Origin of the sequence: Psychroserpens luteolus (assembly GCF_021032705.1) — a bacterium.
Lineage (GTDB): Bacteria > Bacteroidota > Bacteroidia > Flavobacteriales > Flavobacteriaceae > Psychroserpens > Psychroserpens luteolus.
Genome location: NZ_JAHVXI010000005.1, coordinates 269,440 through 292,122, shown reverse-complemented (window position 1 = coordinate 292,122; position 22,683 = coordinate 269,440). Strand labels below are relative to the sequence as shown.

Here is a 22,683-nt window from a genome sequence, read left to right as displayed (position 1 = left end):
AGTGCGTATTACTTAAATAAGAATTTAAAAGTCTAAATAAGACACCTTAAATTTTTCATTTAAGATACGATTCAAAACAGTGACATTTCCGTTAGAAAAAAAGATGTTTTCTGGATGTGTGGTTCTTGAATTTACAAGATGATGCTTTTCAAGTACGAGTTTAGTTTGTTTAGCAACGGCTAAGCCCGAATCGATAATTTTAACATGTTTAGGGAGTAGTTCTACTAATATTGGTATCAAATAAGGATAATGTGTGCAACCTAAGACTAAATAGTCTATATCGGCCTTTAACATAGGCTCCATATATATTTGTAAAAGTTCCTTCATTTCGGTAGTACTCACTTTACCTGCTTCTACCAATGGGACAATGCCCTCACCAACCTGTTCAATAACTTTTATGCCATTGCTGTATAGGTCTGTTGTTTGATGAAATAAATCACTGCTTAATGTACCTTTAGTTGCAAGTATACCTATGGCTTTCGTTTTTGTGTTTAAAGCCGCAGGTTTTATTGCAGGTTCTATACCAATAAATGGAACATCATAGGTGTTTCTTAATACGTCTATTGCATTGGTTGTTGCTGTATTGCAAGCCACAACAATAAGTTTACAGTTTTTTTCTAATAATAATTCTGTGTTTTTGATACTTAATGCTAAAATATCGTCTTTACTTTTTCCTCCATAAGGTGCATTTTTACTATCGGCTAAGTAGATTGTGTTTTCATAAGGTAAAAGCGTATGAATCTCTTTGAAGATGGAAGTTCCTCCAATGCCAGAATCAAATATGCCTATAGGTTGTATGCTCATGAACTACAAAAATAAAAAAGCCACTTGTTTAAAGCGGCTTCCTTATGTATTTATTTAAGTATTCTTTCTTAGAATCCTAATTCTGTCTTTACGTCTGCTAAAAGATCTTTACCAGCAGCTACAAGAACACCACCACCTTGAGTAGAATCTAGAACGTAGTTAAATCCTTGTGCTTTTGCAACTTTATCAATAGCTGCTTTTGCCTTTTCAAAAATAGGCTTTAATAATGCCGCTTCTTTTTTAGCTAAATCGTCTTGAGCTCCAGCTTGGTACTCACGGATACTTTGTTCCATTTGTTGTACTTCTTGAGCACGCTTAGTATTCTCTTCTTCAGTTTTAGATTCAACTTCAGCTCTATATTGCTTTACTTTATTTTGAAGTTCAGTTACCATTTCTTTATACTGTACATCGTAAGTTTTAGATAACTTTTCGATTTCTGCTTGAGCTGCTTTCATTTCAGGCATAGCTTGAACCAATTCAGTCGTATTTATATGTGCGACTTTACTCTGTGCTGTTGCAAGATTTGTTGTACCAACAAATAATATAGCTGCGAATAAAAGGGTTTTTAAGTGTTTCATTTTTAAATTTGTTACGTGTTATAATTATTGTTTTTAGTTATCATCAGGAACGGAATCTTTGGCTTTTTTCTTTGCCTCACGTTCTTCTTTTGCTTTCTTTCGGTCTTCTAATATTTTCTTTTTACGTTCTTCAAGTGCTTTTTTTCTTGCTTCACGATCTTTTATTTTTTGTTGTTTTTTCTCTTCGGCTAACTGTGCAGGAGTTTTTGTTCCTGTTACAGCTTTCGCTTTTGTTGAGTCTGTTTTTTTAACGTTTCTATCCTTTTCAGTCGAACCAGTTTTTTTTGCAGCATTGGTGCTATCTCTTTTGGCTTTCGCTTTTGCTCTATCATCTAAAATCTTTTGACGTTTAGCAGCAGCGGCAGCTTTAAGTGAATCTCTTCTTTTTAACTGCGCTTCTTGTCGTTTTGCAATCTCTGCTTCACGAGTTGCTTTTTTATCTTCAATCGCTTTTTGACGTTCGTCTAATTCTTTATTTACGACAGGAACAACATCTTCTTTCTCAGCTTTTTTACGCTCAGCTCTTGATTTTGCCTGCGTTCTTTTTGATGAACGAGTAATACTTCGTATCACTAATTCACTTAGATCAAAACGTTCTGCAGAAAATAGCATGACAACATCTGCCGATTTATCAAAAATGAAATCATATTTTTTACCACTAGCAATTTCTTGAACTGCAGCAAAAATTTGATCTTGAATAGGCTGAATCAATTGTTGTTTTTGAATCATTAAATCGCCATTAGGACCAAATCGTTTTTGTTGATAATCTAAAATTTCTGCTTCTTCAAAAGAGATATCTTCTAAACGCTCCTCATACAATTCCTTCGTTAATAAAACACTTTCACTATTCAATTGCTTTTTTTTAGAATCAATTGTAGTTAATCGTTGTTCTATCTCAGTTTTCCATTGTTGTACTTTTTGATCAAGTTGAGACGATGCTTCTTGATACTCAGGGATATTTTGTAAAATATATTCAGTATCTATATAACCTATCCTTACACCTCGTTGTGCGTTAGATACAAAGCTCATTAGACTTAAAAGGGTCACTAAAAAAAGAACTTTACTTTTCATCTGTATTATTTTTGATTTTATGATATCTTTTATAAACTCTATAACGACAGATTAAAATTACGATCCTGTCATTGTGTTTGGTTTTTCAAATAAACGAAATATATTCTGAAAAATTTTAACACAAACATTAAATCGTCATATTGCTAATAGAAAATATCGTGCCAAAATTAAAATTGCTGTCCAATTATAAAGTGAGTTTCTAATCCATTTCTTACAGTTTGACCCGGAAGAGCGTCAAAACCATAACCGAAATCAATACCCAATAATCCAAATGCAGGCATAAATATTCTAATACCAGCTCCAGCAGAACGATTCACATTAAAAGGATTATAATCCCTAAAATTATCAAACGACGCTCCAGCTTCTAAGAAAGTTAATGCATAAATTTTCGCTTGCGCTCCTAATGTAATTGGATAACGCAACTCTAAAGAAAACTTATTGTATATAGAACCACCATCTTGAGACGATAATGATTGGTTTGGATAACCACGAAGTTGAATTACTTCTCTACCATCAAGTGCGAAATTTCCAAGACCATCTCCTCCTAAGAAGAAACGTTCAAATGGGATAACACCTCTATCTTGATTATAAGCTCCAAGGAAACCAAACTCAACGCTAGATTTAAAGACAAGTTTATCTACTAATCTAGTATACCAATCACCCTTAAACTTTACTTTGTAAAACTCTAACCAATTAAAACGTTCTTGGTCAATTTCTCCAATTCTGGCAATATCATCAACATCGGTTGGATCAAGAGATTCGCGTTCTTCTTTTAAAGCTTTATAATCTACATCATTAAATAATGAATAAGGTAATGATAATTTTGCGCTAATTGAAAAATTAGAACCACCAGTAGGATAAATAGGATCGGTACGTGTATTGTTTCTTGTTAATCCAACGGTATAGGATAAGTTATTAGAATAACCATCACCAAACGTAAATAAACCTGTATTGTAATTTTTTAAGTCATAATGTTGGAAGCTCAAGGCCTGAGATAATTGGAAAAAATCATCTGGCACTTTTAAACGTTTTGCTAATCCAACAGTAATCCCTGTAATATTAAAACGTCTGTCTTTATCTGCCCTTCTTGTGATTGGGTCAAATAAAAATTGTCGTGTATGTGATACAGATGTCGATAATTGTACTGGACGCTTTCCGCCTAACCAAGGCTCAGAAAATGAAAAGCTATACGTTTGGAAAAACTGTGATGCTTGTAAACGTAAAGCCAAACTCTGACCATCACCTGATGGAATTGGTTTATACGCTTCTTTTTTGAAAATATCTTTAATCGCAAAGTTGTTAAAAGATAATCCAAGTGTTCCAATAAAACCTCCGCCACCATAACCTCCTTGGAGTTCGATTTGACTAGATCCTCTTTCTACCACTTGATATTCAATATCTACAGTACCATCCTGCGTATTGAAGTTTTTCATGTTTGGCGTTAACTGTTGTGCATCAAAGAATCCTAATTGACCTAATTCTCTAATAGTTCTAATTACATTGCTCTTACGGTATAATTGCCCAGGTTTGGTTCTTAGTTCTCTGTAGATAACGTGGTCATTTGTTTTATCATTACCACTAACCGTTACATTATTGAAATAGGCTGGTTTACCTTCAGAAATTCTAATCTCCATATCTATAACGTTACCTTCAGCACTTGTTTCTACTGGGTTAATCGTAGAGAATAGATAACCACTATCTTGGTAGAGGTTAGTTAAATCTAGAGCGTCTGGTTTGCTGTTATCAGCTATTCGCTTACGTAGTTCAACTCCGTTATATGTTGAACCTTCTCTAATCTTTAAATAGTTTTCTAAGTACTTGTCGGTGAAAACAGTATTTCCAACGAATTTAATTTTACCAAATTTATATTGCTCACCTTCTTCAACATTAATAAAGAGTGTGACCGTTTTATCATCTTTATAAACGATAGAGTCTGAGATCACTCTAGCATCTCTATACCCTCTCTCTTTATAAGCATCAATAAGTGTGATTAAATCCTCTTCATACTTGTCTTTGATATATTTAGAGCGTTTTAAAATACGAATTGGATTCTTTTGCTTTGTATTCTTCATGGCTTTTCTCAGTTTCTTGTCAGAAACTTTATCATTACCATTAAAGATGATTTTATTAATTTTTACTTTTTCACCTTTGTCAATGTAAATCAACATATCTACTTGACTCTTTTCTATAGAATCATTCTCTACAGCTTTTGTATTAACGGTTACTTTCGTATTTAAATACCCTTTCTTTTTGTATTTATTAGTAATGTAATTACGTGTAGTTGTGATTAAGTTTTCGGTAACTTTAGAAACACCTTTAGATAGGTTGTTTTCTTTTTTTAGCTCTTCTATCTTACCTTTCTTTACACCCTGAATATCAATATTATTTAACTCGGGAAGATCAATAAGGTTGATTTCTAAAAAGGCTTTATTGCCTTCTGTTTTTGCTAAATAGACATCAATACTACTAAAGAGGTTAGAATCCCATAGCTTTTTAATAGCGTTACTAATTTGTTCACCAGGAATGACGATTTCCTCACCAATCTTTAGTCTAGAAAATGAGACAATAGTTCCAGGGTTATAACTCGTATTTCCTGTTACAGTAACTTCCTCTAAGATATATTTTTTACCTTGGTTAAAATCTGATTGTTGCGCAACTACTATATTAGAAGTAATAAAAATAAATGCTAGGAGTAGTGGCTTAATATATGTTTTCAAAAGTAAGTAATTAGCTAAGTTGTTCACTTGTTTTTCCAAATCGTCGTTCTCTATTTTGATAATTTATCAAAGCTTCATAAAGGTCCTTCTTCTTAAAATCAGGCCAAAGAATGTCTGTAAAATATAATTCGGCATAAGCAATTTGCCATAACAAAAAGTTGCTTATCCTTTGTTCACCGCTAGTTCTTATTAACAAGTCTACGTCTGGTAAATTATGCGTGTAAAGATGCTTATTTATAATTGATTCATCAATACTTTCAACAGAAATTATATTATTTTTAACTTTATCTGTTAATTCTTTTATAACCTTAACAATCTCTTCTCTAGAGCCGTAACTTAGGGCTAGAGTGAGTGTCATGTGTGTATTATTTTTGGTTTTATCTATAACTTCTAACAGCTCCTGATGTGCTTTTTTTGGTAAATCTTTAAGATTTCCAATAGCTAAAAGGCGAATGTTATTGTCTTGAAGTGTTTTGATTTCCCTTTTTAATGATTTAACTAGAAGTTTCATAAGTGTTTGAACTTCCAGTTTAGGGCGTTTCCAATTTTCAGTAGAAAAAGCGTATAGCGTTAAATTTTTAATTCCAATTTCGGCACTAGCTTCTACAACATCTCTTACAGACTTCGTCCCATTTTCGTGACCTATTACCCTTAGCATCCCTTTTTGTTTGGCCCAACGGCCATTACCATCCATTATTATGGCGACATGATTAGGAAGTTTATCGGTTAATATTTGATCTTTCAAATTCATTTAAAAATTGCAATAACAAGGTCTTTGACCAAATGTATAAGTTAATGTAAAACCAGTAAATACATACCAGTCGTTACTATTTGTATTACCAAAGGAAAATACCTCTAATTCTTTTGCATCAGGAACACTGCCATCTATTTCATCTGAAAAGGTATAACGTGCGCCAACCTCAAAACCTAAAATTAAATGATTAGTGATGTTACTTTTAATACCAAGTGTCATAGGTATTCCAAAAGCCCAGCTATCTGTTCCTTCGGCTGTATACTCACCTGCCGCATTGAAAAAATAGTTTGGGTGTTTTGCTGTAGATATTCCTGAATATATATATGGTGTTACTTTTAAATCTCCTTGGTGTAAATCAAAATCCCAAAAGGTGAACTCCATACCTGCAGAAATCTCCAGTAAATTAGTATCGAAGAAATAATCACGTTCTATACGTCTAGGGTCATCAGATTTTTCATCGTAGCCTTTTAAATCAGAATAAATAATTGAAACTCTCCATGAATGTCTCGGGCTGCGATTCCATTTTAAAAGTAAGCCTAGTGTAGCCGTATTAGGGTTGATGTAGTTCGTACGACCTACATCACCAATAAAATTACTTCCACCAGCAAATACACCAACTTCATAGATTTGAGCCTGGCTTTTTTGCGCGAAACATATACCCAATAAAAATAAGATTAAATACCTCATAAATTTTTAAAAGTTTGCAAATATAATAAATATGAATTGCCTACGGTAATTTGTGGCAAATAGTCTTACAGAAAACAGATTTTATAAGGTTTTATTGTTTAATTACGTTTGTCTTCGCCCCAGAGCATTTTCTTTCTGAGCGTATCAATAAAGCTTTCATCTAAAAGCTCTACCATTTTAACTTTAAAGTTGGCTTTCTTTATGGTGATTAGGGTAGCGTTTGATAAAGTGACTATTCGTGAGTCTAATGACATTAAATGTTGATCTTCTCGACCATCTACTCTTAATTGAATAGTGGTATCATCTGGAATAACTAAAGGTCTTGCATTTAAGTTGTGAGGCGCAATAGGTGTTAGGACAAAACTATTGGCTTCCGGTGTTATTACTGGTCCTCCACAACTTAAAGAGTATCCTGTAGAACCAGTTGGTGTGGCCACTATGAGTCCATCTGCCCAATACGATGTCAAATATTCATCGTTTAAATGGGTTTCTACGGTAATCATCGAGGTTGTATTTTTCCGACTTACAGCAATTTCATTAAGCGCAAAATTGGTGACTTTTAAGTCCTCATTCCCTGGATTAGTTTCTACACTCAACAATGTGCGTTCTGAGGTTTTATAATTTCCATTTAAAATATGCGTAATGGCAACTTCAATATCATCGGTTTGAATGGTGGCTAAAAAACCAAGCCGACCTGTATTGATGCCAACAATTGGAATAGAAAGATCTCTTACATAAGTAATAGCCCGTAAAATCGTACCATCTCCACCAACACTAATCAAAAGATTGTAACTATTGTCCAATTCGGTGAATTTTTTAACAGCTGGATTTTGTTTTATACCATCATTTAATTCGTTAAAAAATGATGCTTCTATATGAATGGAAACTTGATTCTTGTGAAGTACATCGATAAGATCTTCAAATGATTTTAAAGGTTTCTCTGGATAATACTGACTGTAAACGGCTACCTTCATACTATATGTCTAAGTATTTTTTTAGGTATTCTGAGCGATCCTTGAGGTTTTCAAGGTGTGTGTCTTCCTCATGACCCGAAATAATATTATAACTATAGCGTCTAAAGGTTTGAATCACATCATTGAGTCCAGAATTACCAATTTTTAAAGTAATTTGGACAACGCCACTGTCCATTCGAGATACAAAAGCACCTAAAATTTTTGCGTCGTTTGATTCAACGATCTGGCTAATTTCACTAAAGGAATAATCCTGAATGCCTTTTTCAACAATAAGAATACCTCCAGGCTCGGCAAAGAAAGGCGTTTCATTAAATAAACCTATAATATCATTAAGTTCGTAATAGCCCAGATAATTATTATGCTTATCTAGAACTGGCATGATATTACAAGAATTTTGTGCAAATGTTTCCAGTACATCCAACCAGTTGGTGTCAGATCTCACAAAGAAACCATCTAGAGCATAATTACAATCAGCAATCGTTTTTTGAGACTCAAAACAATGGGCATCAGTTTCAGATATACAACCTTGATACGTACGATTATTCTCAACAGGAATATGGGAATAGGTCAATTCATTAAAAATCAATTGAACATCACTCACCTTATCATTTATATTGAGTGGTTTTATATCGTTAATAATATATTCTCGTAATGGCATAGTCTTGTAAAATTCTAATCAAAATTAATTAAAAATAACCACAATTAAGGTTGAAGGACTTTGTATTTTTGTAATCAAATTACAAAGTTATGACCAAGTTAAGTGTAAATATCAATAAGATAGCAACCTTGAGAAATTCTCGTGGTGGAAACACACCAAACGTTGTTCAATTTGCCAAAGATGTGCAGCGATTTGGAGCCGAAGGTGTTACTGTGCACCCAAGACCAGATGAACGCCATATAAAATACCAAGATACACGCGATCTAAAGCCAGAAGTTTATACCGAATTTAATGTGGAAGGAAATCCAATACAATCCTTTATGGATTTGGTGCTCGAAGTAAAACCAACACAAGTTACTTTGGTTCCAGATGCTGTAGATGCCTTAACATCTAATGCTGGTTGGGACACTATAAATCATAAAGCGTTTTTGACCGAAGTCATTTCAGAATTTAAATCCAATGGCATTCGTACGTCCATATTTGTAGATCCTGTTTTGGAAATGATAGAAGGAGCTAAAGCTACAGGAACTGATCGTATCGAATTATATACTGAAACCTTTGCGCATCAATATGGTTTAGGAAATGAAAGCGCGATTGAACCGTTTACAAAAGCTGCTGAATTATCTAATAATATAGGATTAGGTGTTAATGCTGGGCATGACTTGTCATTAGATAACATTAAATTTTTTAAACAGAACATTCCTGGTTTATTAGAAGTATCTATTGGTCATGCTTTGATTTCTGAAAGTTTATATTTAGGTATTGAAAACGTAGTACAAATGTATTTAGAGCGACTTAAATAAGCGAGATATTAGTATTATAACGCTGTAAATACGAGTTCTGGGATATCAATCCGAAGAATAAATGAAGAAAAGCTTCGGAAATAGGAGAACTGTGTTCGACGCGAAGTTTTCAAATTGGTTTTTAGTTGTAAACTGAAAAATTCCTTGGCTTGAAAATGTCTTTTTTGGTTCGTTTTTTGGACAAGCAAAAAATGAACGTAAAAACTTAAACTTTTAAATGAATCTACACTCAAAAATTATAGGACAAGGACAGCCTTTCGTTATTCTTCATGGTTTTTTAGGGATGTCCGACAATTGGAAAACACTAGGCAATAAATTTGCTGAAGCCGGTTTTGAAATGCATCTGGTAGATCAACGTAATCATGGACGTAGCTTTCATAATGACGAATTTAATTACGAGGTTTTATCTGAAGATCTTAAGCGTTATTCTGATGTGCATCAACTCGAAAATATGACCTTACTAGGTCATTCTATGGGCGGAAAAACAGCAATGCTTTTTGCGTCAGAATATCCAGACTTGGTCTCAAAATTAATGGTGGCAGATATTAGTCCGCGCTTTTATCCTGTACATCACGATGCTATTTTAGCCGGATTGAGTGCCTTAGATTTTAATGACATTAAAAGCAGAGGTGCTGCAGATACATTCCTTTCACAATATGTTTCCGAACCTGGTGTGCGCATGTTCTTGCTTAAAAACTTGTATTGGATAGAAAAGGGGCAACTCGGACTTAGAATTAACCTTGATGTTTTAAAAGAGAATGTCACCGAAGTTGGAGAAGCCTTACCTATACATTCTAAATTTGAAAACCCGACACTCTTTTTGAGAGGTGACAAAAGTGAGTATGTGATGTCAACAGATGAGAAGCTTATCAAGCAGCATTTTCCGCTTGCAGCTATTGAAACCATAACCAATGCTGGTCATTGGTTGCATGCCGAAAACCCAAAAGACTTTTACGAAGCCGTTATAAATTTTGTAACTTCATAAACGTAAATCAAGATCTTATGAACCTTATTATTAGAATATTACTCACCGCTGGTATCGTAATGATTTTAGCTCATTTTCTACCAGGTGTTGGGCTTCAAGGCTATCAATCGGCCATTATCGTAGCTGTAGTTTTAGCATTATTAAATGCTGTTGTAAAACCTATACTTATCATTTTAACTTTACCTATTACCATTCTTACTTTAGGCTTGTTTCTATTTGTGATTAATGCGTGCATTATTCTACTAGCGGATAAATTTATAGATGGTTTTGGAGTGAATGGGTTTTGGACAGCCTTGCTGTTTAGTATCTTATTATCTATCTCACAATCTATTGCCTATTCCTTTTTAAAAGAGAAGAAAAAGTAGACACAAAATCAGTTACTTAAACTATTGTTGGGTTGCAAAAAATATCGTATTTTTGCAGCCCTTTTTAATACCTCGTGTGTATTAAAAACATAAAATGTAAATACCCTTTTGGGTTTAGAGTAGATACAATGAATATTACAAGAGAAAACATCGATGCATTAAATGCAGTGGTAAAAGTAGACATCGCTAAAGAAGATTATAGCGATAAAGTAGAAAAAATATTAAGCGATTACCGTAAATCGGCTAATATCCCAGGTTTTAGAAAAGGTCATGTACCAATGACTTTAGTGAAAAAGCAATATGGTAAAGCGGTTTTAGTTGATGAGGTAAACAAGCTTTTACAAGATGCTTTGGGTAAATATTTAACCGAAGAAAAATTAGACGTTTTAGGTAACCCGTTACCAAAACCTCAAGATGATTTAGATTGGGATTCTGATGCCTTTTCTTTTGAGTTCGAATTAGGACTTGCGCCTGATTTTGAGGTAAACTTAAAAGGTAAAAAAGCCATCACTCATTACAACATCGTTGCCGATGATAAAATGTTAGATAATCAAGTAGAGCATATTAGAAAACAATATGGTAAAATTGTTTCTGAAACAGAAGTAGCTAAAGACTCTGAAATTACTGGTGTTTTTGCAAATGAGGAAAAAGAGATCAATAATTCTACAATGATCACTTTAGATAAGTTTAAAGGAAAAACGACAGAAAAGAAATTTATTGGTGCTAAAGTTGGAGATGTCATCACACTAAAAACTAAGGGGTTGTTTAATGACGATCATGATCTTATGACATTCTTAAAGGTGTCTCATGATGATGCTCATGGTTTAGAGATTGAAGTGACATTTACAATCAATGAGATCAACTCAAGAGAATTAGCTGATTTGGACCAAGAATTATTTGATAAATTATTCGGACCAAAAGCAGTGACGTCTGTAACAGAATTGAAAGCTAAAATCAAAGAAGATTCTGAAAAGCAATTTGCACAACAAGGTGATCAAAAACTATTAAATGACGTTACTGAATATTTAGTTGAAAACACAAAATTTGATTTGCCAGCAGAATTCTTACAGAAGTGGATGCAAACTGCAGGAGAAGAAGTAATGGATGCAGAGCAAGCTAAAGAAGAATACGAAAAGTCTGAAAAAAGCATGCGCTACCAATTAATTGAAGGTAAAATCATTGAAAAGCATGACCTTCAAGTGTCTTTTGATGATCTTAAAGATCATGCTAAAGAAATGATCAAAGTACAAATGGCGCAATTTGGACAAACAGGTTCTAGTGATGAAGAGTTAGAAGGTATTGCTGCAAGAATCTTATCAAATAAAGATGAGGTAAAGCGCTTATCTGAGCAATTGATGAGCACTAAATTGTTAAATCTTTACAAAGCCGAAGCAAATCTTAAGACAAAAGAAATAACTTACGACGATTTTGTAAAAGAGTTTTATAGCTAAACCCATAATGGGTATTATGCTAAAAGAAGTAAGAGCCAAGATTTGATATTTGAGTATAGGCTAATGCTATTTTGTTAAATAGAAGAAATAATATTATAAATTAGTATCTTTGAGCGTAAGACTTCACCGTCTTACGCTTTTTGTTTACATTAAAAAAATTTGAAAACTATATATGGATTACGGAAAAGAATTTGAAAAATTCGCAATAAAAGATCAAGGTATTAGCAGCACATATTACAATAAAATCATTAGTAGTATGTATCCAACAGCATTAACGCCTAATATCATTGAAGAACGTCAGATGAACATCGCTATTTTTGATGTATTCTCTCGTTTAATGATGGATCGTATTATTTTTATGGGTACAGCGATCAATGATCAAGTAGCCAATATCATTCAAGCACAATTACTGTTTTTAGAAAGTACAGATGCATCTAAAGACATTCAAATATATATCAATTCACCAGGAGGAAGTGTTTACGCAGGTTTAGGTATCTATGACACAATGCAGTTAATTAAACCAGATGTAGCTACTATTTGTACAGGTATGGCAGCGTCTATGGGAGCTGTGTTATTATGTGCTGGTGAAAAAGGAAAGCGTAGCGGATTAACACATTCACGTGTGATGATTCACCAACCGTTAGGAGGTGCGCAAGGTCAAGCCAGTGATATCGAAATTACGGCTCGTGAAATATTAACCCTTAAAGAGGAGTTATATAAAATCATTAGTAAGCATTCAGGTCAGGATTACGACAAAATCTACGAAGATAGCGATCGTGATTATTGGATGAAAGCTGATAAAGCTAAAGAATACGGAATGATAGACGAAGTACTATCAAGAGGATAAAAAGAACAAATGCTTGATGTTTCCGTTGGAAATGTGAGGCTTTAAAATGATTTATGGCAAAGGAAGAATTAGAATGTTCGTTTTGTGGACGAAAAAAACCGGAAACCAATCTGTTGATTGCTGGTTTAGATGCACACATTTGTGATCGATGCATCGAACAAGCACACGGTATTGTTCTAGAAGAATCTAAGCAGTCTGATAATGCAGAGTTGTCATCAGAGTTAATGCTTAAAAAACCACAGCAGATTAAAGCTTTTCTTGACGAGTATATTATTGGCCAAGAACACACCAAAAAAGTGATGTCTGTTGCAGTTTATAATCACTACAAACGTTTATTGCAACCACCAACAGATGATGATATTGAAATTCAGAAGTCAAATATCATTATGGTAGGACAAACAGGAACAGGTAAAACCTTAATGGCAAAAACTGTGGCAAGAATGCTTAATGTACCTCTTGCTATTGTAGATGCTACTGTTTTAACCGAAGCAGGTTATGTTGGAGAAGATGTTGAAAGTATTTTAACACGTTTATTACAAGCAGCAGATTACAACCTAGAAAAAGCCGAGCGTGGTATTGTGTTTATTGATGAGATCGATAAAATTGCTCGTAAGAGTGATAATCCATCTATTACTAGAGACGTTTCAGGCGAAGGTGTGCAACAAGCCTTATTAAAGTTGCTTGAAGGTACTGTTGTTAATGTGCCACCAAAAGGAGGGCGTAAACATCCAGACCAAAAATTTATTGAAGTTAATACAGAGCATATTTTATTTATTGCTGGTGGAGCGTTTGATGGTATAGAGCGTGTGATCTCTAAGCGATTAAATATGGCTGCTATTGGTTATAAAGCATCTCATGATGATGAAATAGCCGATCCCGATAATATGTTGCAGTATATCATTCCTAAGGATTTAAAAGACTTTGGATTGATACCTGAAATTATTGGTCGACTTCCAGTACTTACTTATATGGATCCGTTAGATGGAAATACATTAAGAGCCATTTTAACCGAGCCTAAAAATGCCATCATCAAGCAGTATAAAAAATTGTTTGCTATGGATGATATTGAATTTGCTATTACCGAAGGTGCTTTAGAATTTATCGTGAATAAAGCTATAGAGTATAAGTTGGGAGCAAGAGGTTTGCGTTCGCTTTGTGAAGAAATCTTGACCGATGCGATGTTTGAAATGCCAAGTTCAAATGATAAAAAACTTAATGTGACTAAGTCTTATGCAGAAACCAAGCTTACCAAGACGAAGCTTAAAAAGCTAAAAGCGGTCTCATAAATAATAGATTTCAGAATAATATAAAAAGAAACCACTCTTTCCCGAGAGTGGTTTTTTTATTAGGATTTAAAAACTAATATTGCTAAACAATATTTTGAATATTTTTTTACAATTTTAAGTCCTTTTCAAAAAGTTTTTTTCTTAAAGACTTCGTAAATATAACTGCAATAACTTCAGAATAAAAACGACTTTACTTGCTTTTGGATGAACATCAATAATACTCGTTGTTCGGGAAAAAATAGTGTTGTTCGTCGATGTTTTAAAAGTTAGAGATGACTAGTCATTGCTAACAGCCGATATTTTTGTCGATAATTTTAAAGTCTCTTTATAGATAATAGCATCGGTTTTATAAGATGAAAATCTAGACTCAAATTTTTCGAAACCATTTTTTAATACTTTAATAGAGTAACGCTCGTAAGCTTTCACTTTAAAACTATAAAAGGCATCAATCTCTGTAACCTGTCGTTCGATCTCATTTCCGTCTACATCAAATAATACAACAGTTGAATTAGGAATAGGTTTATTGTTTTCATTCACAACCACACCTTGTAACTGTTGGTAAATAACATTAGCTTTGAAACGATACATATCAAAACTACCTTTCCCTTGTTTTTTATTCGAAGCGAAAAATCCTTTGTCTTCGGTTGTAAACATAAAGGCAATTTCATCGAATTCGGAGTTTACATTTTTTCCTAAATTTCGTGGCGTTTTAATATCTTCTGAAATAGAACTTACAAAAATGTCAAAACCACCAATACTCTCATGTCCTTTAGATGAAAAGAATAATTTTTTCCCATCTTTTGATAGATGCGGAAATTTATCATCAAACCTTGTATTTATTTTTGGTCCCAAATTAACAGGATCATTTAAAGTTCCATCTGGATTAATTTGAGCGACATATAAATCGAAACCACCAAAAGAGCCTGGCATATTTGATGAAAAATATAATTCGGTTCCATCAAATGAGACATGCGGGTTTTCGATAGAGTAGTTGAGGTCGCTAATGGCTAGCTCTTGCTCATTTATCCAATTACCATTGGAGTCTTTTTCTAAAAAAGCTTTATATAATTGGTAATTCTGAGAGTTTTCACGTTTACTTCTTGTGAAGTACATGGTTTGTTCATCAGGAGAAAAGGCAACTTGACCTTCATTATCTTTTGTGTTGATAATTCTCGAAAAGAACAAAGGGTTCTTTACCGAGCCGTAAGCATCAACATCAAGACAGAATAACTCTAAGTACGGTTCGTTGGTATGTTTATCTATACCATTTCCTAGTCCGCCAATTTTTTTAGAAGACACCATAATCAATTTGTTTTTGAATACAGCTGAAGGAATCTCAGAATATTTTGTGTTTACTTTTGAAGTATAGACATAAAATTCAAGTCCGCTTCTATTGAGTTCATCAAAATGTTTAGGATCGTTACGATTACCATCTAAGTTTGAGATCGTAGGTGAAGATACCATACAAAATAATATGGTAAACACCGTGAGGATAGGCGTTTTCATTGTGAGGGTTTTGGGATTAATTACATTTAAAATTATAGTCAAAAATATAAAAAATCTTTTTTTATGACATTTATTAGATAAAACTATGCGTAAATCCGACAAATTTAGAGGCTGTGCGAATTTTACCGATGAATGACTATGAGGTAGTATTAAGGCTCAATAATTCGTCGATATACTCTCTACTGTTAGATAATCTAGGAATTTTATGCTGACCACCCAATTTATCATGCCGCTTGAGCCAATCATAAAATAGACGTTCTCTAGCCATATGAACTGTTGGCATATTTAAGGTCATATTATTGAGGCGTTTAGCTTCATAATCTGAATTAAGTGATTTTAGTTTGGTATCTAGAAGTTCGTTAAATGCCTTGAGGTCTTCAGGTGGTGTTTTAAATTCAATGAGCCATTCGTGTGATCCTTTATCTTTTCCATTCATAAAAATAGGAGCAGCCGTGTAATCAACTATTTCAGCATTAGTTGAAAAGCAAACCTCTCTTAGGGCATCTTCGGCATTTTCAATAATCAATTCTTCTCCAAAGGCATTAATGTGGTGTTTTGTTCTACCAGAAACTTTTATACGATACGGACTTATAGATGTAAATCTTACCGTGTCACCAATTTTATAACGCCAAAGTCCAGCATTAGTTGTAATGATAACGGCGTAATTCTTACCAATTTCAACTGCACTCAAAGGAATAATCTTTTGATTAGCTGTTCCGTAGGTATCCATAGGAATGAATTCATAGAAAATTCCATAATCCAACATCAAGAGTAACTCACTGCTATTATTTTGATCTTGGATTGCGAAGAAGCCTTCAGAAGCATTATAAATTTCGTAGTATTTAAAATCAGGTTTAGGTAAAATAGCCTTGTATTGATCAACATAAGGTACAAAACTCACACCACCATGAAAATAGACTTCTAAATTTGGCCATATATCAAACAGGTTGTCTTTTCCGGTTGTTTCTAAAATAGTATTGAGTAGCACAAGCATCCAAGAAGGAACACCAGCCAAACTGGTTACGTTTTCATTTCGGGTTTCTTCAACAATGGCTTTCATCTTTACTTCCCAATCACTCATTAAAGATACTTTACTGCTAGGTGTGCTACTAAACTCAGCCCAAAAAGGCATATTATCTATAAGTATAGCTGATAGATCGCCAAATACGGTTCCGTTCTCTTTGTATAGTTCTTTACTGCCTCCTAAGCGTAAACTTTTTCCAGTGAACAATTGCGAATCTTCATTATTATTGAGATACATACAGAGTAAATCTTTACTTGCAGCGTAATGACAATCTTCTAATGATTCTGTACTTACAGGTATGAATTTGCTTTTAGCATTAGTTGTCCCACTAGATTTTGCAAACCACTTGATTGGGTTGGGCCAAAAGATATTGTGTTCTCCTCGGCGAGACCGTTCAATCATATCTTGACAATCTTCATATGAAGAAATAGGAATGCGTTCACAAAAGGTGTCATAAGTGGAAATAGATGCAAAGTCATACTTTTTGCCAATTTCAGTATCCTTTGCGGTTGAAAGGAGCTGAAAGAGTAATTCGTTTTGCACTTCATTTGGGTATTTTAGGAACAATTCAATTTGATGGAATCGTTTTTTTAAAAACCAGGAAGCAATAGAATTTACTAATGGAATCGGCATTTTTATAGTATCTTTAAGTTTTAAAAATAATACTTTTTTTTATGTTTTATCAAGGTGTTTTAACAAAAATGCAAACAGAGCTAGCTGAGCCAATTCAATATTATTTGATATTAGAAAATGATTTCCTGAATATGAATCAGTTATTGAATAAAACCATTACAATGGAGTTTGTAAAACATCAATGTTTAAAATGCGGATTAGATAAACCTATTTATCGCCAAGGGTTTTGCAAAGAAGATTTTTTTGATATTCCGCAAGCGGGAGATTGGATTATGCGACCAGAATTAAGCACTGCGCATCTAGGTAAAGAAGATCGTGATTTAGAATATGAGAAGAAAGTTCAATTACAACCTCATATTGTATATCTTGCCAATTCTAGTAATGTAAAAGTTGGTGTGACCAGAAAAACTCAAGTACCAACACGTTGGATAGATCAAGGTGCACATGAGGCTATTGAAATTGTAGAGGTGCCTAATAGATATCTTGCTGGAATTACTGAAGTAGCATTAAAAGACCATGTTGCAGATAAAACCAATTGGCGAAAAATGCTTAAAAATGATAATGAAGATGAAAATTTAGTCGAATGGAGAGAGCGCTTAAAAAAATATATTCCTCAAGAAGTTAAAGATTATTTTATTGCTTCAAATACCGAAACAAATCTTGAGTTTCCAGTGCATAAATACCCAGAAAAACCTAAAAGCCTTAATATCGAAAAAGTAGGAACATATACAGGGAAGTTGGTAGGTGTTAAGGGGCAGTATCTTATTTTTGAAGATAATACTGTTTTTAATGTTCGTGCTAATGAAGGCTTAGTTGTTAAGTTCGTTATGCACTAAAGATTAACGTAATTTTATAAAGCTATTTTTGTTTCAAAGGCCTGTTGTTTAGTATCTTGTAAATAAAACAACATGAAATTCCCAGTACTATTTTATGTCGTAGTTACCACATTGTTGTTAGTGACAATCACAATTGCAGCAGCAATGGATATGCCTTTAAATTGGGTGTTCTTTTTAACATGTATAGGTCAGGTTTTTGTTGTAATAATGGTCTACAAAGTATTAAGAGATAATTATACAACCGAAAAAACTTTTAAAGATTTTTATGAAGATTACCCTATTGGTGATGTTGACAATTACAGATAAAGCAATTTTATAAACTCAATTTTATAGCTTGAGCGATACCGATAACAATTAATAATATACCTGTTACTTTATTAATTACCAAGGTGATATTTTGAACTTTGTTTTTTATGGCGATACTAAATTTACTATAGAGATATAATGTTAGTAGCTTGCCTAAGTATACTCCTGCAAAAAACAGAAATAATACAAATAGAGGAGAACCTAATGATAACATAAGATCATTATTGTTAATTATTCCGAAGGCAACAATCCAATAAATCAAAACCGGAGGGTTTAAAATTCCTAGAAGAAATCCAGTAGCATATTTAGATGATGTTAGTCTCTTCTTTCTAGACGATTTTTCCTTATTCTTTTTAAAAATTAAAAAGCTGCCTACTGCCATTAAGATTACAACAATTACAATTTGAATCCACATATTTTGATCAAAGAAATCTCTAACAATCATATTACAGTGTAACGCATAATAAGAAAGAATGACTTCAGCAATGCCAGCTGCTATTGCTATTTTAAAAGCCTGTTTAGCATTTTGCTTAATGGTTGTATTAATTACAGCAATATTGGATGCACCCAAAGGTAATGCGCCAATTACACTTGCTAAAACACCAATTATGAAGTATATAAATATCATGAGGTATTTGTAGAGGTAATGACAAAATACTTACATCATATTTTGAAATTATCTAAAAAAAAGAAACCCTTTCAATTTAGAAAGGGCTTATTTTTTACTTTACAATAATCTTTGTTCGGTAGTTATAATTGTCTTTAGATTCAAGATTGAGAATATACATTCCCGAATCTAAATTTAAAGGGATTGAAGATCTTCTATCTAATGTTTGATTAGAAGAAAAAACCACTTTTCCAGTAATATCAATAATAGAAATATTGACATCATCTAGAATTCTACTGCTTAGTATTGTTATTTCATTTTCAATTGGATTCTTCTCAATCTTAATTGATGTTATCGTTTCAAAATCTGTATTTGATAGTGTTTGTTGAAAAATCTCAGTAAGTGCAAAAGCCACATTTTCCTCGGTGAGTTCAACATGATTTTCATTATCATCTGGCATATACCAATTCACAAAAGGTGTATTATTTAGTGTGTCTCCTGTTCCACCTGGATCACCAAGGTTAATATCATGATACCAATTAACTTCATTGTTGGTGATTTCTAAAGCCATTCCACTTACTGAAGGGATAAAGCTAAACTTATCAATAGCTAAAGACATTAAAAAACTATCAATTAAAGGGTCACTTCCTAATCCAGATGTAAATGCACCAAGATCAAAAAGTCCACCTGATGCTGCATCTACACCATCTGAAAACGTTGGTGCTTGTGCATCAATCTCTACATCAACTAATGTTATAAATCCAAAAATTAAAAAGCCTTCAACAAAGACTTTGCTTATCAATTGAGGCCCATCTGCTGTTGCCGGTGTTAAATTAATATTGATATCTGCATTAGTTTGTGGTAATGGAGAACCTGGAATTTCTAGATTTTCGATGGCTAAAGCTGGAAAGCCAGTTGTTACATCTGTAGTGCCGTCGCCAGCTTTGTAAGGTGAGCCAATACCACTTCCATTAATGATGGAGACATTTCTTGTGTTTTGAGGAAATCCAGTTGATGTCAAACTATTGATACTACTTTCAAAAACTGCTCTATAAGGATGAGCTTCTGGTAATAACTTTGTAGGGTCAAAATCAAATTCACTACCATCCATAAGATGAGCTTCGAAATGATCAACTAACAATTGTCTTGCAGCTGGTGATTTTAATAGTCCGTTTACAATACCTTGTAATTCAACAACGTTTAAATCGTCACCTAAACCAAATCCTAGAAAGTTAAATTGATGCTGAAAGCCTAATGGGACATTTGCACCAAGATGAGGAGAATCAAATGACATCCATAATCTTGTTTCATGATCTTGAGCGTCATCTTCCATGAAATTCAATGCAAAACGAGAGATTAACCCACCCATGCTTGGGCCAATAATAACTAACTCCTCGTCACCAACTTTATCAGCATTTAACGTGTTAATTAAATCTACAAGTAACATTGCATTACGCTCTATAAAATCTGCGCCACCATTCACAAGCGTGCTTCCAGGGTAATCGAGTTCGTCAATAACCATATCGGCATTATTGTCTGTAGCATCATCAATATTTAAAAGTGAATTATCATCAAGCCTAAAGTAAGACGGGAAATTTAAAATAACAACATCATATCCTTGAGCCCTAACTAAATCGGCTAAATTTTCAGGACCTGAAGACCCAGTAAAGTCTAATAAACTATATAGACCAGCAATGGTTCTGGTATCACCTGGATCAAATCCATCTACCAAAATAATTGGTTTATCCAAAACACCAGTGTCGGTATCTAGAAATACTTCGTATTCTCCCAAACCAGCAAAATTAGTGACTTCACTATTGATTGCGGTATATGCACTTAAATCTGCAGTAAGTGTCGATTCAAACTCAACTGTTTGAGCTTGGATACAGAAAGGGAATAATAATAAAATTAGAACGTATTTTTTTATCATAATCGATTAATTGATAGTTGCGACTAACAAGATACAAAGTTTCGTTTAGTTAATTATGTGTTATCAAGTGATTTAAGATTAAAAGCAAAAAAAAATCCTCAAACTGTAACATTTGAGGATTGTAATATGGAATTGTGTGAGATTTTATCCTAAGAATGGATAGCGATAATCTGTTGGTGTCACAAACGTTTCCTTTATCATTCTTGGTGATACCCAACGTAATAAATTAAGTGCGCTACCAGCTTTGTCATTTGTGCCTGAAGCTCTAGCACCTCCAAAGGGCTGCTGTCCTACAACAGCTCCAGTTGGTTTGTCGTTGATATAGAAGTTCCCAGCACAGTTTTGTAATGTTTTAGTTGCTTCCTGAATAGCGTATCTGTCTGTTGCTAGTACAGCTCCTGTTAATGCATATTCGCTAGTGTCATCAACCAGCTTTAAAGTTTCAGAATATTTGTCTTCGTCATATACGTAAATAGTGATTACAGGACCAAATAATTCTGTGCACATGGTTGTGTATTTTGGGTTGCTAGTCACAATAACGGTTGGTTCTATAAAATAACCTTTGCTTTTATCGTAATTTCCACCAACGATGATTTCAGCATCCGAATCATTTTTAGCGCCATCAATGTATGATGCTAGCTTATCAAAAGAACCTTCATGAATAACAGCAGTGATGAAATTATTCAAATCTTCAGGAGATCCCATTTTAAATGACTTAACATCAGCAATAACACGTTCTTTTACTGTATTCCATAGGTTGGAAGGAACATAAGCTCGCGAAGCTGCACTACATTTTTGTCCTTGGAATTCAAAAGCACCTCTAGTGATGGCTGTTGCTACTTGAATTGGGTTTGCTGTTTTGTGAGCGATAATAAAGTCTTTCCCGCCAGTTTCTCCTACGATTCTAGGGTAGGTTTTATAGTTATGAATATTGTGTCCAATTTTCTTCCAAAGCTCTTTGAAGATGAACGTAGAACCTGTAAAATGTAATCCAGAAAAATCTGGGCTGTCCATAACTGTATCAGTAATCATTACAGGGTCTCCAAATACCACATTAATAACACCATCAGGAACACCAGCTTCTCTAAAAACATCCATAATGATTTTGGCTGAAAATATTTGACTATCACTAGGTTTCCAAACTACAACATTTCCCATCATAGCCATACATGCTGGAAGGTTTCCTGCAATAGCTGTAAAGTTAAAAGGTGTTACGGCATAGGTGAATCCTTCTAGTGGTCGATATTCCAATCTGTTCCAAGCACCACTAGTGCTTTCTGGTTGTTCATGATAAATATCTGTCATGAACTGTACATTAAAGCGTAAGAAATCAATTAACTCACAAGCTGCATCTATCTCAGCTTGGTGAACTGTTTTAGATTGCGCAATCATAGTTGCTGCATTAATTTTTGCTCTATAAGGTCCAGCGATTAGTTCGGCCGCTTTTAAGAAAATTCCAGCACGTTGTTCCCAAGGTAATTGAGACCAAGTTTTTCGTGCTTCTAATGCCGTTGCAATAGCTTCCTCTATATGAGATTTTTCTGCTAAATGGTATGTTCCAACAACGTGTTGATGATCATGAGGTGCCGACATGGTTTTTGTGCTTCCTGTTGTCACATCTTTTCCGTTGATATACAATGGTACATCAATTTTAGTGTTCCACATGTCTTTGTAAGCAGCTAATACTGCTTCGCGCTCAGGAGATCCTGGAGCATAAGATTTTACGGGCTCATTTATAGCTACTGGTACGTTGAAAAATCCTTTTCCCATCTTAAAATTAGGTTTAAAAATTGCTTATTATTTTGAAGGTGCAAAGTTACGATTTTTTGACGACTAATGACTAAATGACTATTAAAACAAG

General features: G+C 33.8%; 21 protein-coding genes. 8 read left to right on the top strand and 13 right to left on the bottom strand.

What is annotated here, in order from left to right; genetic code table 11:
- Positions 1-24: 24 nt before the first annotated feature.
- From murI to KWG70_RS14060, 8 genes are all read right to left on the bottom strand, one after another.
- Entirely contained in the window at positions 25-804 is a 780-nt protein-coding gene (gene murI / locus KWG70_RS14095; RefSeq protein ID WP_230936685.1) for a glutamate racemase, read from the bottom strand.
- Positions 805-872: 68 nt separating this feature from the next.
- Entirely contained in the window at positions 873-1,382 is a 510-nt protein-coding gene (locus KWG70_RS14090) for an OmpH family outer membrane protein (protein WP_230936684.1), read from the bottom strand.
- Positions 1,383-1,415: 33 nt separating this feature from the next.
- Positions 1,416-2,453 (bottom strand): OmpH family outer membrane protein, encoded by a 1,038-nt coding sequence (locus tag KWG70_RS14085; RefSeq protein WP_230936683.1) that lies wholly within the window; start codon positions 2,451-2,453, stop codon positions 1,416-1,418.
- 167 nt (positions 2,454-2,620) lie between these two features.
- Entirely contained in the window at positions 2,621-5,209 is a 2,589-nt protein-coding gene (locus KWG70_RS14080) for a BamA/OMP85 family outer membrane protein (protein ID WP_394801636.1), read from the bottom strand.
- Complete coding sequence (locus tag KWG70_RS14075; RefSeq protein WP_230936681.1) at positions 5,181-5,921, bottom strand: isoprenyl transferase; 741 nt, start codon at positions 5,919-5,921, stop codon at positions 5,181-5,183. Before KWG70_RS14075 ends, KWG70_RS14080 begins: the two co-directional genes overlap by 29 nt.
- Positions 5,922-6,611: a type IX secretion system protein PorG gene (gene porG / locus KWG70_RS14070; protein ID WP_230936680.1), complete on the bottom strand. Its 690-nt coding sequence runs from the start codon at positions 6,609-6,611 to the stop codon at positions 5,922-5,924.
- A gap of 98 nt (positions 6,612-6,709) precedes the next feature.
- Positions 6,710-7,585, bottom strand: a complete 876-nt coding sequence (locus KWG70_RS14065; RefSeq protein WP_230936679.1) for an NAD kinase — start codon at positions 7,583-7,585, stop codon at positions 6,710-6,712.
- A 1-nt stretch (position 7,586) separates the two neighbouring features.
- Positions 7,587-8,243, bottom strand: coding sequence for a CBS domain-containing protein (locus KWG70_RS14060; RefSeq protein ID WP_230936678.1), 657 nt, complete (start codon positions 8,241-8,243; stop codon positions 7,587-7,589).
- Between the two features lie 89 nt (positions 8,244-8,332).
- Between KWG70_RS14060 and KWG70_RS14055 the strand changes: the two genes are divergently transcribed.
- The 6 genes from KWG70_RS14055 to clpX all read left to right on the top strand — a co-directional run bounded on the left by KWG70_RS14055 (position 8,333) and on the right by clpX (position 13,980).
- Complete coding sequence (locus KWG70_RS14055; protein WP_230936677.1) at positions 8,333-9,046, top strand: pyridoxine 5'-phosphate synthase; 714 nt, start codon at positions 8,333-8,335, stop codon at positions 9,044-9,046.
- A 217-nt stretch (positions 9,047-9,263) separates the two neighbouring features.
- The gene (locus KWG70_RS14050) at positions 9,264-10,031 is read left to right on the top strand and encodes an alpha/beta fold hydrolase (protein WP_230936676.1); all 768 of its coding nucleotides are present in this window, start codon (positions 9,264-9,266) and stop codon (positions 10,029-10,031) included.
- A 17-nt stretch (positions 10,032-10,048) separates the two neighbouring features.
- Positions 10,049-10,396: a phage holin family protein gene (locus tag KWG70_RS14045; protein WP_230936675.1), complete on the top strand. Its 348-nt coding sequence runs from the start codon at positions 10,049-10,051 to the stop codon at positions 10,394-10,396.
- Between the two features lie 128 nt (positions 10,397-10,524).
- Positions 10,525-11,847, top strand: a complete 1,323-nt coding sequence (gene tig / locus KWG70_RS14040) for a trigger factor (RefSeq protein WP_230936674.1) — start codon at positions 10,525-10,527, stop codon at positions 11,845-11,847.
- Positions 11,848-12,019: 172 nt separating this feature from the next.
- Positions 12,020-12,694, top strand: coding sequence for an ATP-dependent Clp endopeptidase proteolytic subunit ClpP (clpP, locus tag KWG70_RS14035; RefSeq protein WP_230936673.1), 675 nt, complete (start codon positions 12,020-12,022; stop codon positions 12,692-12,694).
- 53 nt (positions 12,695-12,747) lie between these two features.
- On the top strand, positions 12,748-13,980 hold the full coding sequence (gene clpX, locus KWG70_RS14030) for an ATP-dependent Clp protease ATP-binding subunit ClpX (protein ID WP_230936672.1): 1,233 nt from the start codon (positions 12,748-12,750) through the stop codon (positions 13,978-13,980).
- A gap of 276 nt (positions 13,981-14,256) precedes the next feature.
- On the opposite strand, the gene KWG70_RS14025 is transcribed toward clpX, so the two are convergent.
- Both KWG70_RS14025 and KWG70_RS14020 read right to left on the bottom strand, forming a co-directional pair.
- Positions 14,257-15,486 (bottom strand): hypothetical protein, encoded by a 1,230-nt coding sequence (locus KWG70_RS14025; RefSeq protein ID WP_230936671.1) that lies wholly within the window; start codon positions 15,484-15,486, stop codon positions 14,257-14,259.
- Between the two features lie 136 nt (positions 15,487-15,622).
- Positions 15,623-17,143 carry a GH3 auxin-responsive promoter family protein gene (locus KWG70_RS14020; RefSeq protein WP_230936670.1) on the bottom strand — a complete coding sequence of 507 codons (1,521 nt, stop codon included), beginning with the start codon at positions 17,141-17,143 and terminating at the stop codon, positions 15,623-15,625.
- A gap of 41 nt (positions 17,144-17,184) precedes the next feature.
- On the opposite strand from KWG70_RS14020, the gene KWG70_RS14015 reads away from it, so the two are divergent.
- Both KWG70_RS14015 and KWG70_RS14010 read left to right on the top strand, forming a co-directional pair.
- Positions 17,185-17,979, top strand: a complete 795-nt coding sequence (locus KWG70_RS14015; RefSeq protein ID WP_230936669.1) for a DUF2797 domain-containing protein — start codon at positions 17,185-17,187, stop codon at positions 17,977-17,979.
- 72 nt (positions 17,980-18,051) lie between these two features.
- A complete protein-coding gene (locus tag KWG70_RS14010) occupies positions 18,052-18,285 on the top strand; it encodes a hypothetical protein (RefSeq protein ID WP_230936668.1) in 234 nt (77 codons plus the stop codon).
- A 7-nt stretch (positions 18,286-18,292) separates the two neighbouring features.
- Here the strand turns inward: KWG70_RS14010 and KWG70_RS14005 are convergent, their stop codons facing one another.
- From KWG70_RS14005 to pruA, 3 genes are all read right to left on the bottom strand, one after another.
- Positions 18,293-18,913 (bottom strand): LysE family transporter, encoded by a 621-nt coding sequence (locus KWG70_RS14005; RefSeq protein WP_230936667.1) that lies wholly within the window; start codon positions 18,911-18,913, stop codon positions 18,293-18,295.
- 94 nt (positions 18,914-19,007) lie between these two features.
- The gene (locus tag KWG70_RS14000; protein ID WP_230936666.1) at positions 19,008-20,822 is read right to left on the bottom strand and encodes a T9SS type A sorting domain-containing protein; all 1,815 of its coding nucleotides are present in this window, start codon (positions 20,820-20,822) and stop codon (positions 19,008-19,010) included.
- A 144-nt stretch (positions 20,823-20,966) separates the two neighbouring features.
- Complete coding sequence (pruA, locus tag KWG70_RS13995) at positions 20,967-22,592, bottom strand: L-glutamate gamma-semialdehyde dehydrogenase (RefSeq protein ID WP_230936665.1); 1,626 nt, start codon at positions 22,590-22,592, stop codon at positions 20,967-20,969.
- Between the last annotated feature and the right edge of the window lie 91 nt (positions 22,593-22,683).

What these genes read in the sequence shown, in the direction of transcription:
- murI (WP_230936685.1), bottom strand. Translation starts at nt 804, where the DNA reads ATGAGCATACAACCTATAGGCATATTTGATTCTGGCATTGGAGGAACT.
- KWG70_RS14090 (WP_230936684.1), bottom strand. Translation starts at nt 1,382, where the DNA reads ATGAAACACTTAAAAACCCTTTTATTCGCAGCTATATTATTTGTTGGT.
- KWG70_RS14085 (WP_230936683.1), bottom strand. Translation starts at nt 2,453, where the DNA reads ATGAAAAGTAAAGTTCTTTTTTTAGTGACCCTTTTAAGTCTAATGAGC.
- KWG70_RS14075 (WP_230936681.1), bottom strand. Translation starts at nt 5,921, where the DNA reads ATGAATTTGAAAGATCAAATATTAACCGATAAACTTCCTAATCATGTC.
- porG (WP_230936680.1), bottom strand. Translation starts at nt 6,611, where the DNA reads ATGAGGTATTTAATCTTATTTTTATTGGGTATATGTTTCGCGCAAAAA.
- KWG70_RS14065 (WP_230936679.1), bottom strand. Translation starts at nt 7,585, where the DNA reads ATGAAGGTAGCCGTTTACAGTCAGTATTATCCAGAGAAACCTTTAAAA.
- KWG70_RS14060 (WP_230936678.1), bottom strand. Translation starts at nt 8,243, where the DNA reads ATGCCATTACGAGAATATATTATTAACGATATAAAACCACTCAATATA.
- KWG70_RS14055 (WP_230936677.1), top strand. Translation starts at nt 8,333, where the DNA reads ATGACCAAGTTAAGTGTAAATATCAATAAGATAGCAACCTTGAGAAAT.
- KWG70_RS14050 (WP_230936676.1), top strand. Translation starts at nt 9,264, where the DNA reads ATGAATCTACACTCAAAAATTATAGGACAAGGACAGCCTTTCGTTATT.
- KWG70_RS14045 (WP_230936675.1), top strand. Translation starts at nt 10,049, where the DNA reads ATGAACCTTATTATTAGAATATTACTCACCGCTGGTATCGTAATGATT.
- tig (WP_230936674.1), top strand. Translation starts at nt 10,525, where the DNA reads ATGAATATTACAAGAGAAAACATCGATGCATTAAATGCAGTGGTAAAA.
- clpP (WP_230936673.1), top strand. Translation starts at nt 12,020, where the DNA reads ATGGATTACGGAAAAGAATTTGAAAAATTCGCAATAAAAGATCAAGGT.
- clpX (WP_230936672.1), top strand. Translation starts at nt 12,748, where the DNA reads ATGGCAAAGGAAGAATTAGAATGTTCGTTTTGTGGACGAAAAAAACCG.
- KWG70_RS14025 (WP_230936671.1), bottom strand. Translation starts at nt 15,486, where the DNA reads ATGAAAACGCCTATCCTCACGGTGTTTACCATATTATTTTGTATGGTA.
- KWG70_RS14020 (WP_230936670.1), bottom strand. Translation starts at nt 17,143, where the DNA reads ATGCCGATTCCATTAGTAAATTCTATTGCTTCCTGGTTTTTAAAAAAA.
- KWG70_RS14015 (WP_230936669.1), top strand. Translation starts at nt 17,185, where the DNA reads ATGTTTTATCAAGGTGTTTTAACAAAAATGCAAACAGAGCTAGCTGAG.
- KWG70_RS14010 (WP_230936668.1), top strand. Translation starts at nt 18,052, where the DNA reads ATGAAATTCCCAGTACTATTTTATGTCGTAGTTACCACATTGTTGTTA.
- KWG70_RS14005 (WP_230936667.1), bottom strand. Translation starts at nt 18,913, where the DNA reads ATGATATTTATATACTTCATAATTGGTGTTTTAGCAAGTGTAATTGGC.
- KWG70_RS14000 (WP_230936666.1), bottom strand. Translation starts at nt 20,822, where the DNA reads ATGATAAAAAAATACGTTCTAATTTTATTATTATTCCCTTTCTGTATC.
- pruA (WP_230936665.1), bottom strand. Translation starts at nt 22,592, where the DNA reads ATGGGAAAAGGATTTTTCAACGTACCAGTAGCTATAAATGAGCCCGTA.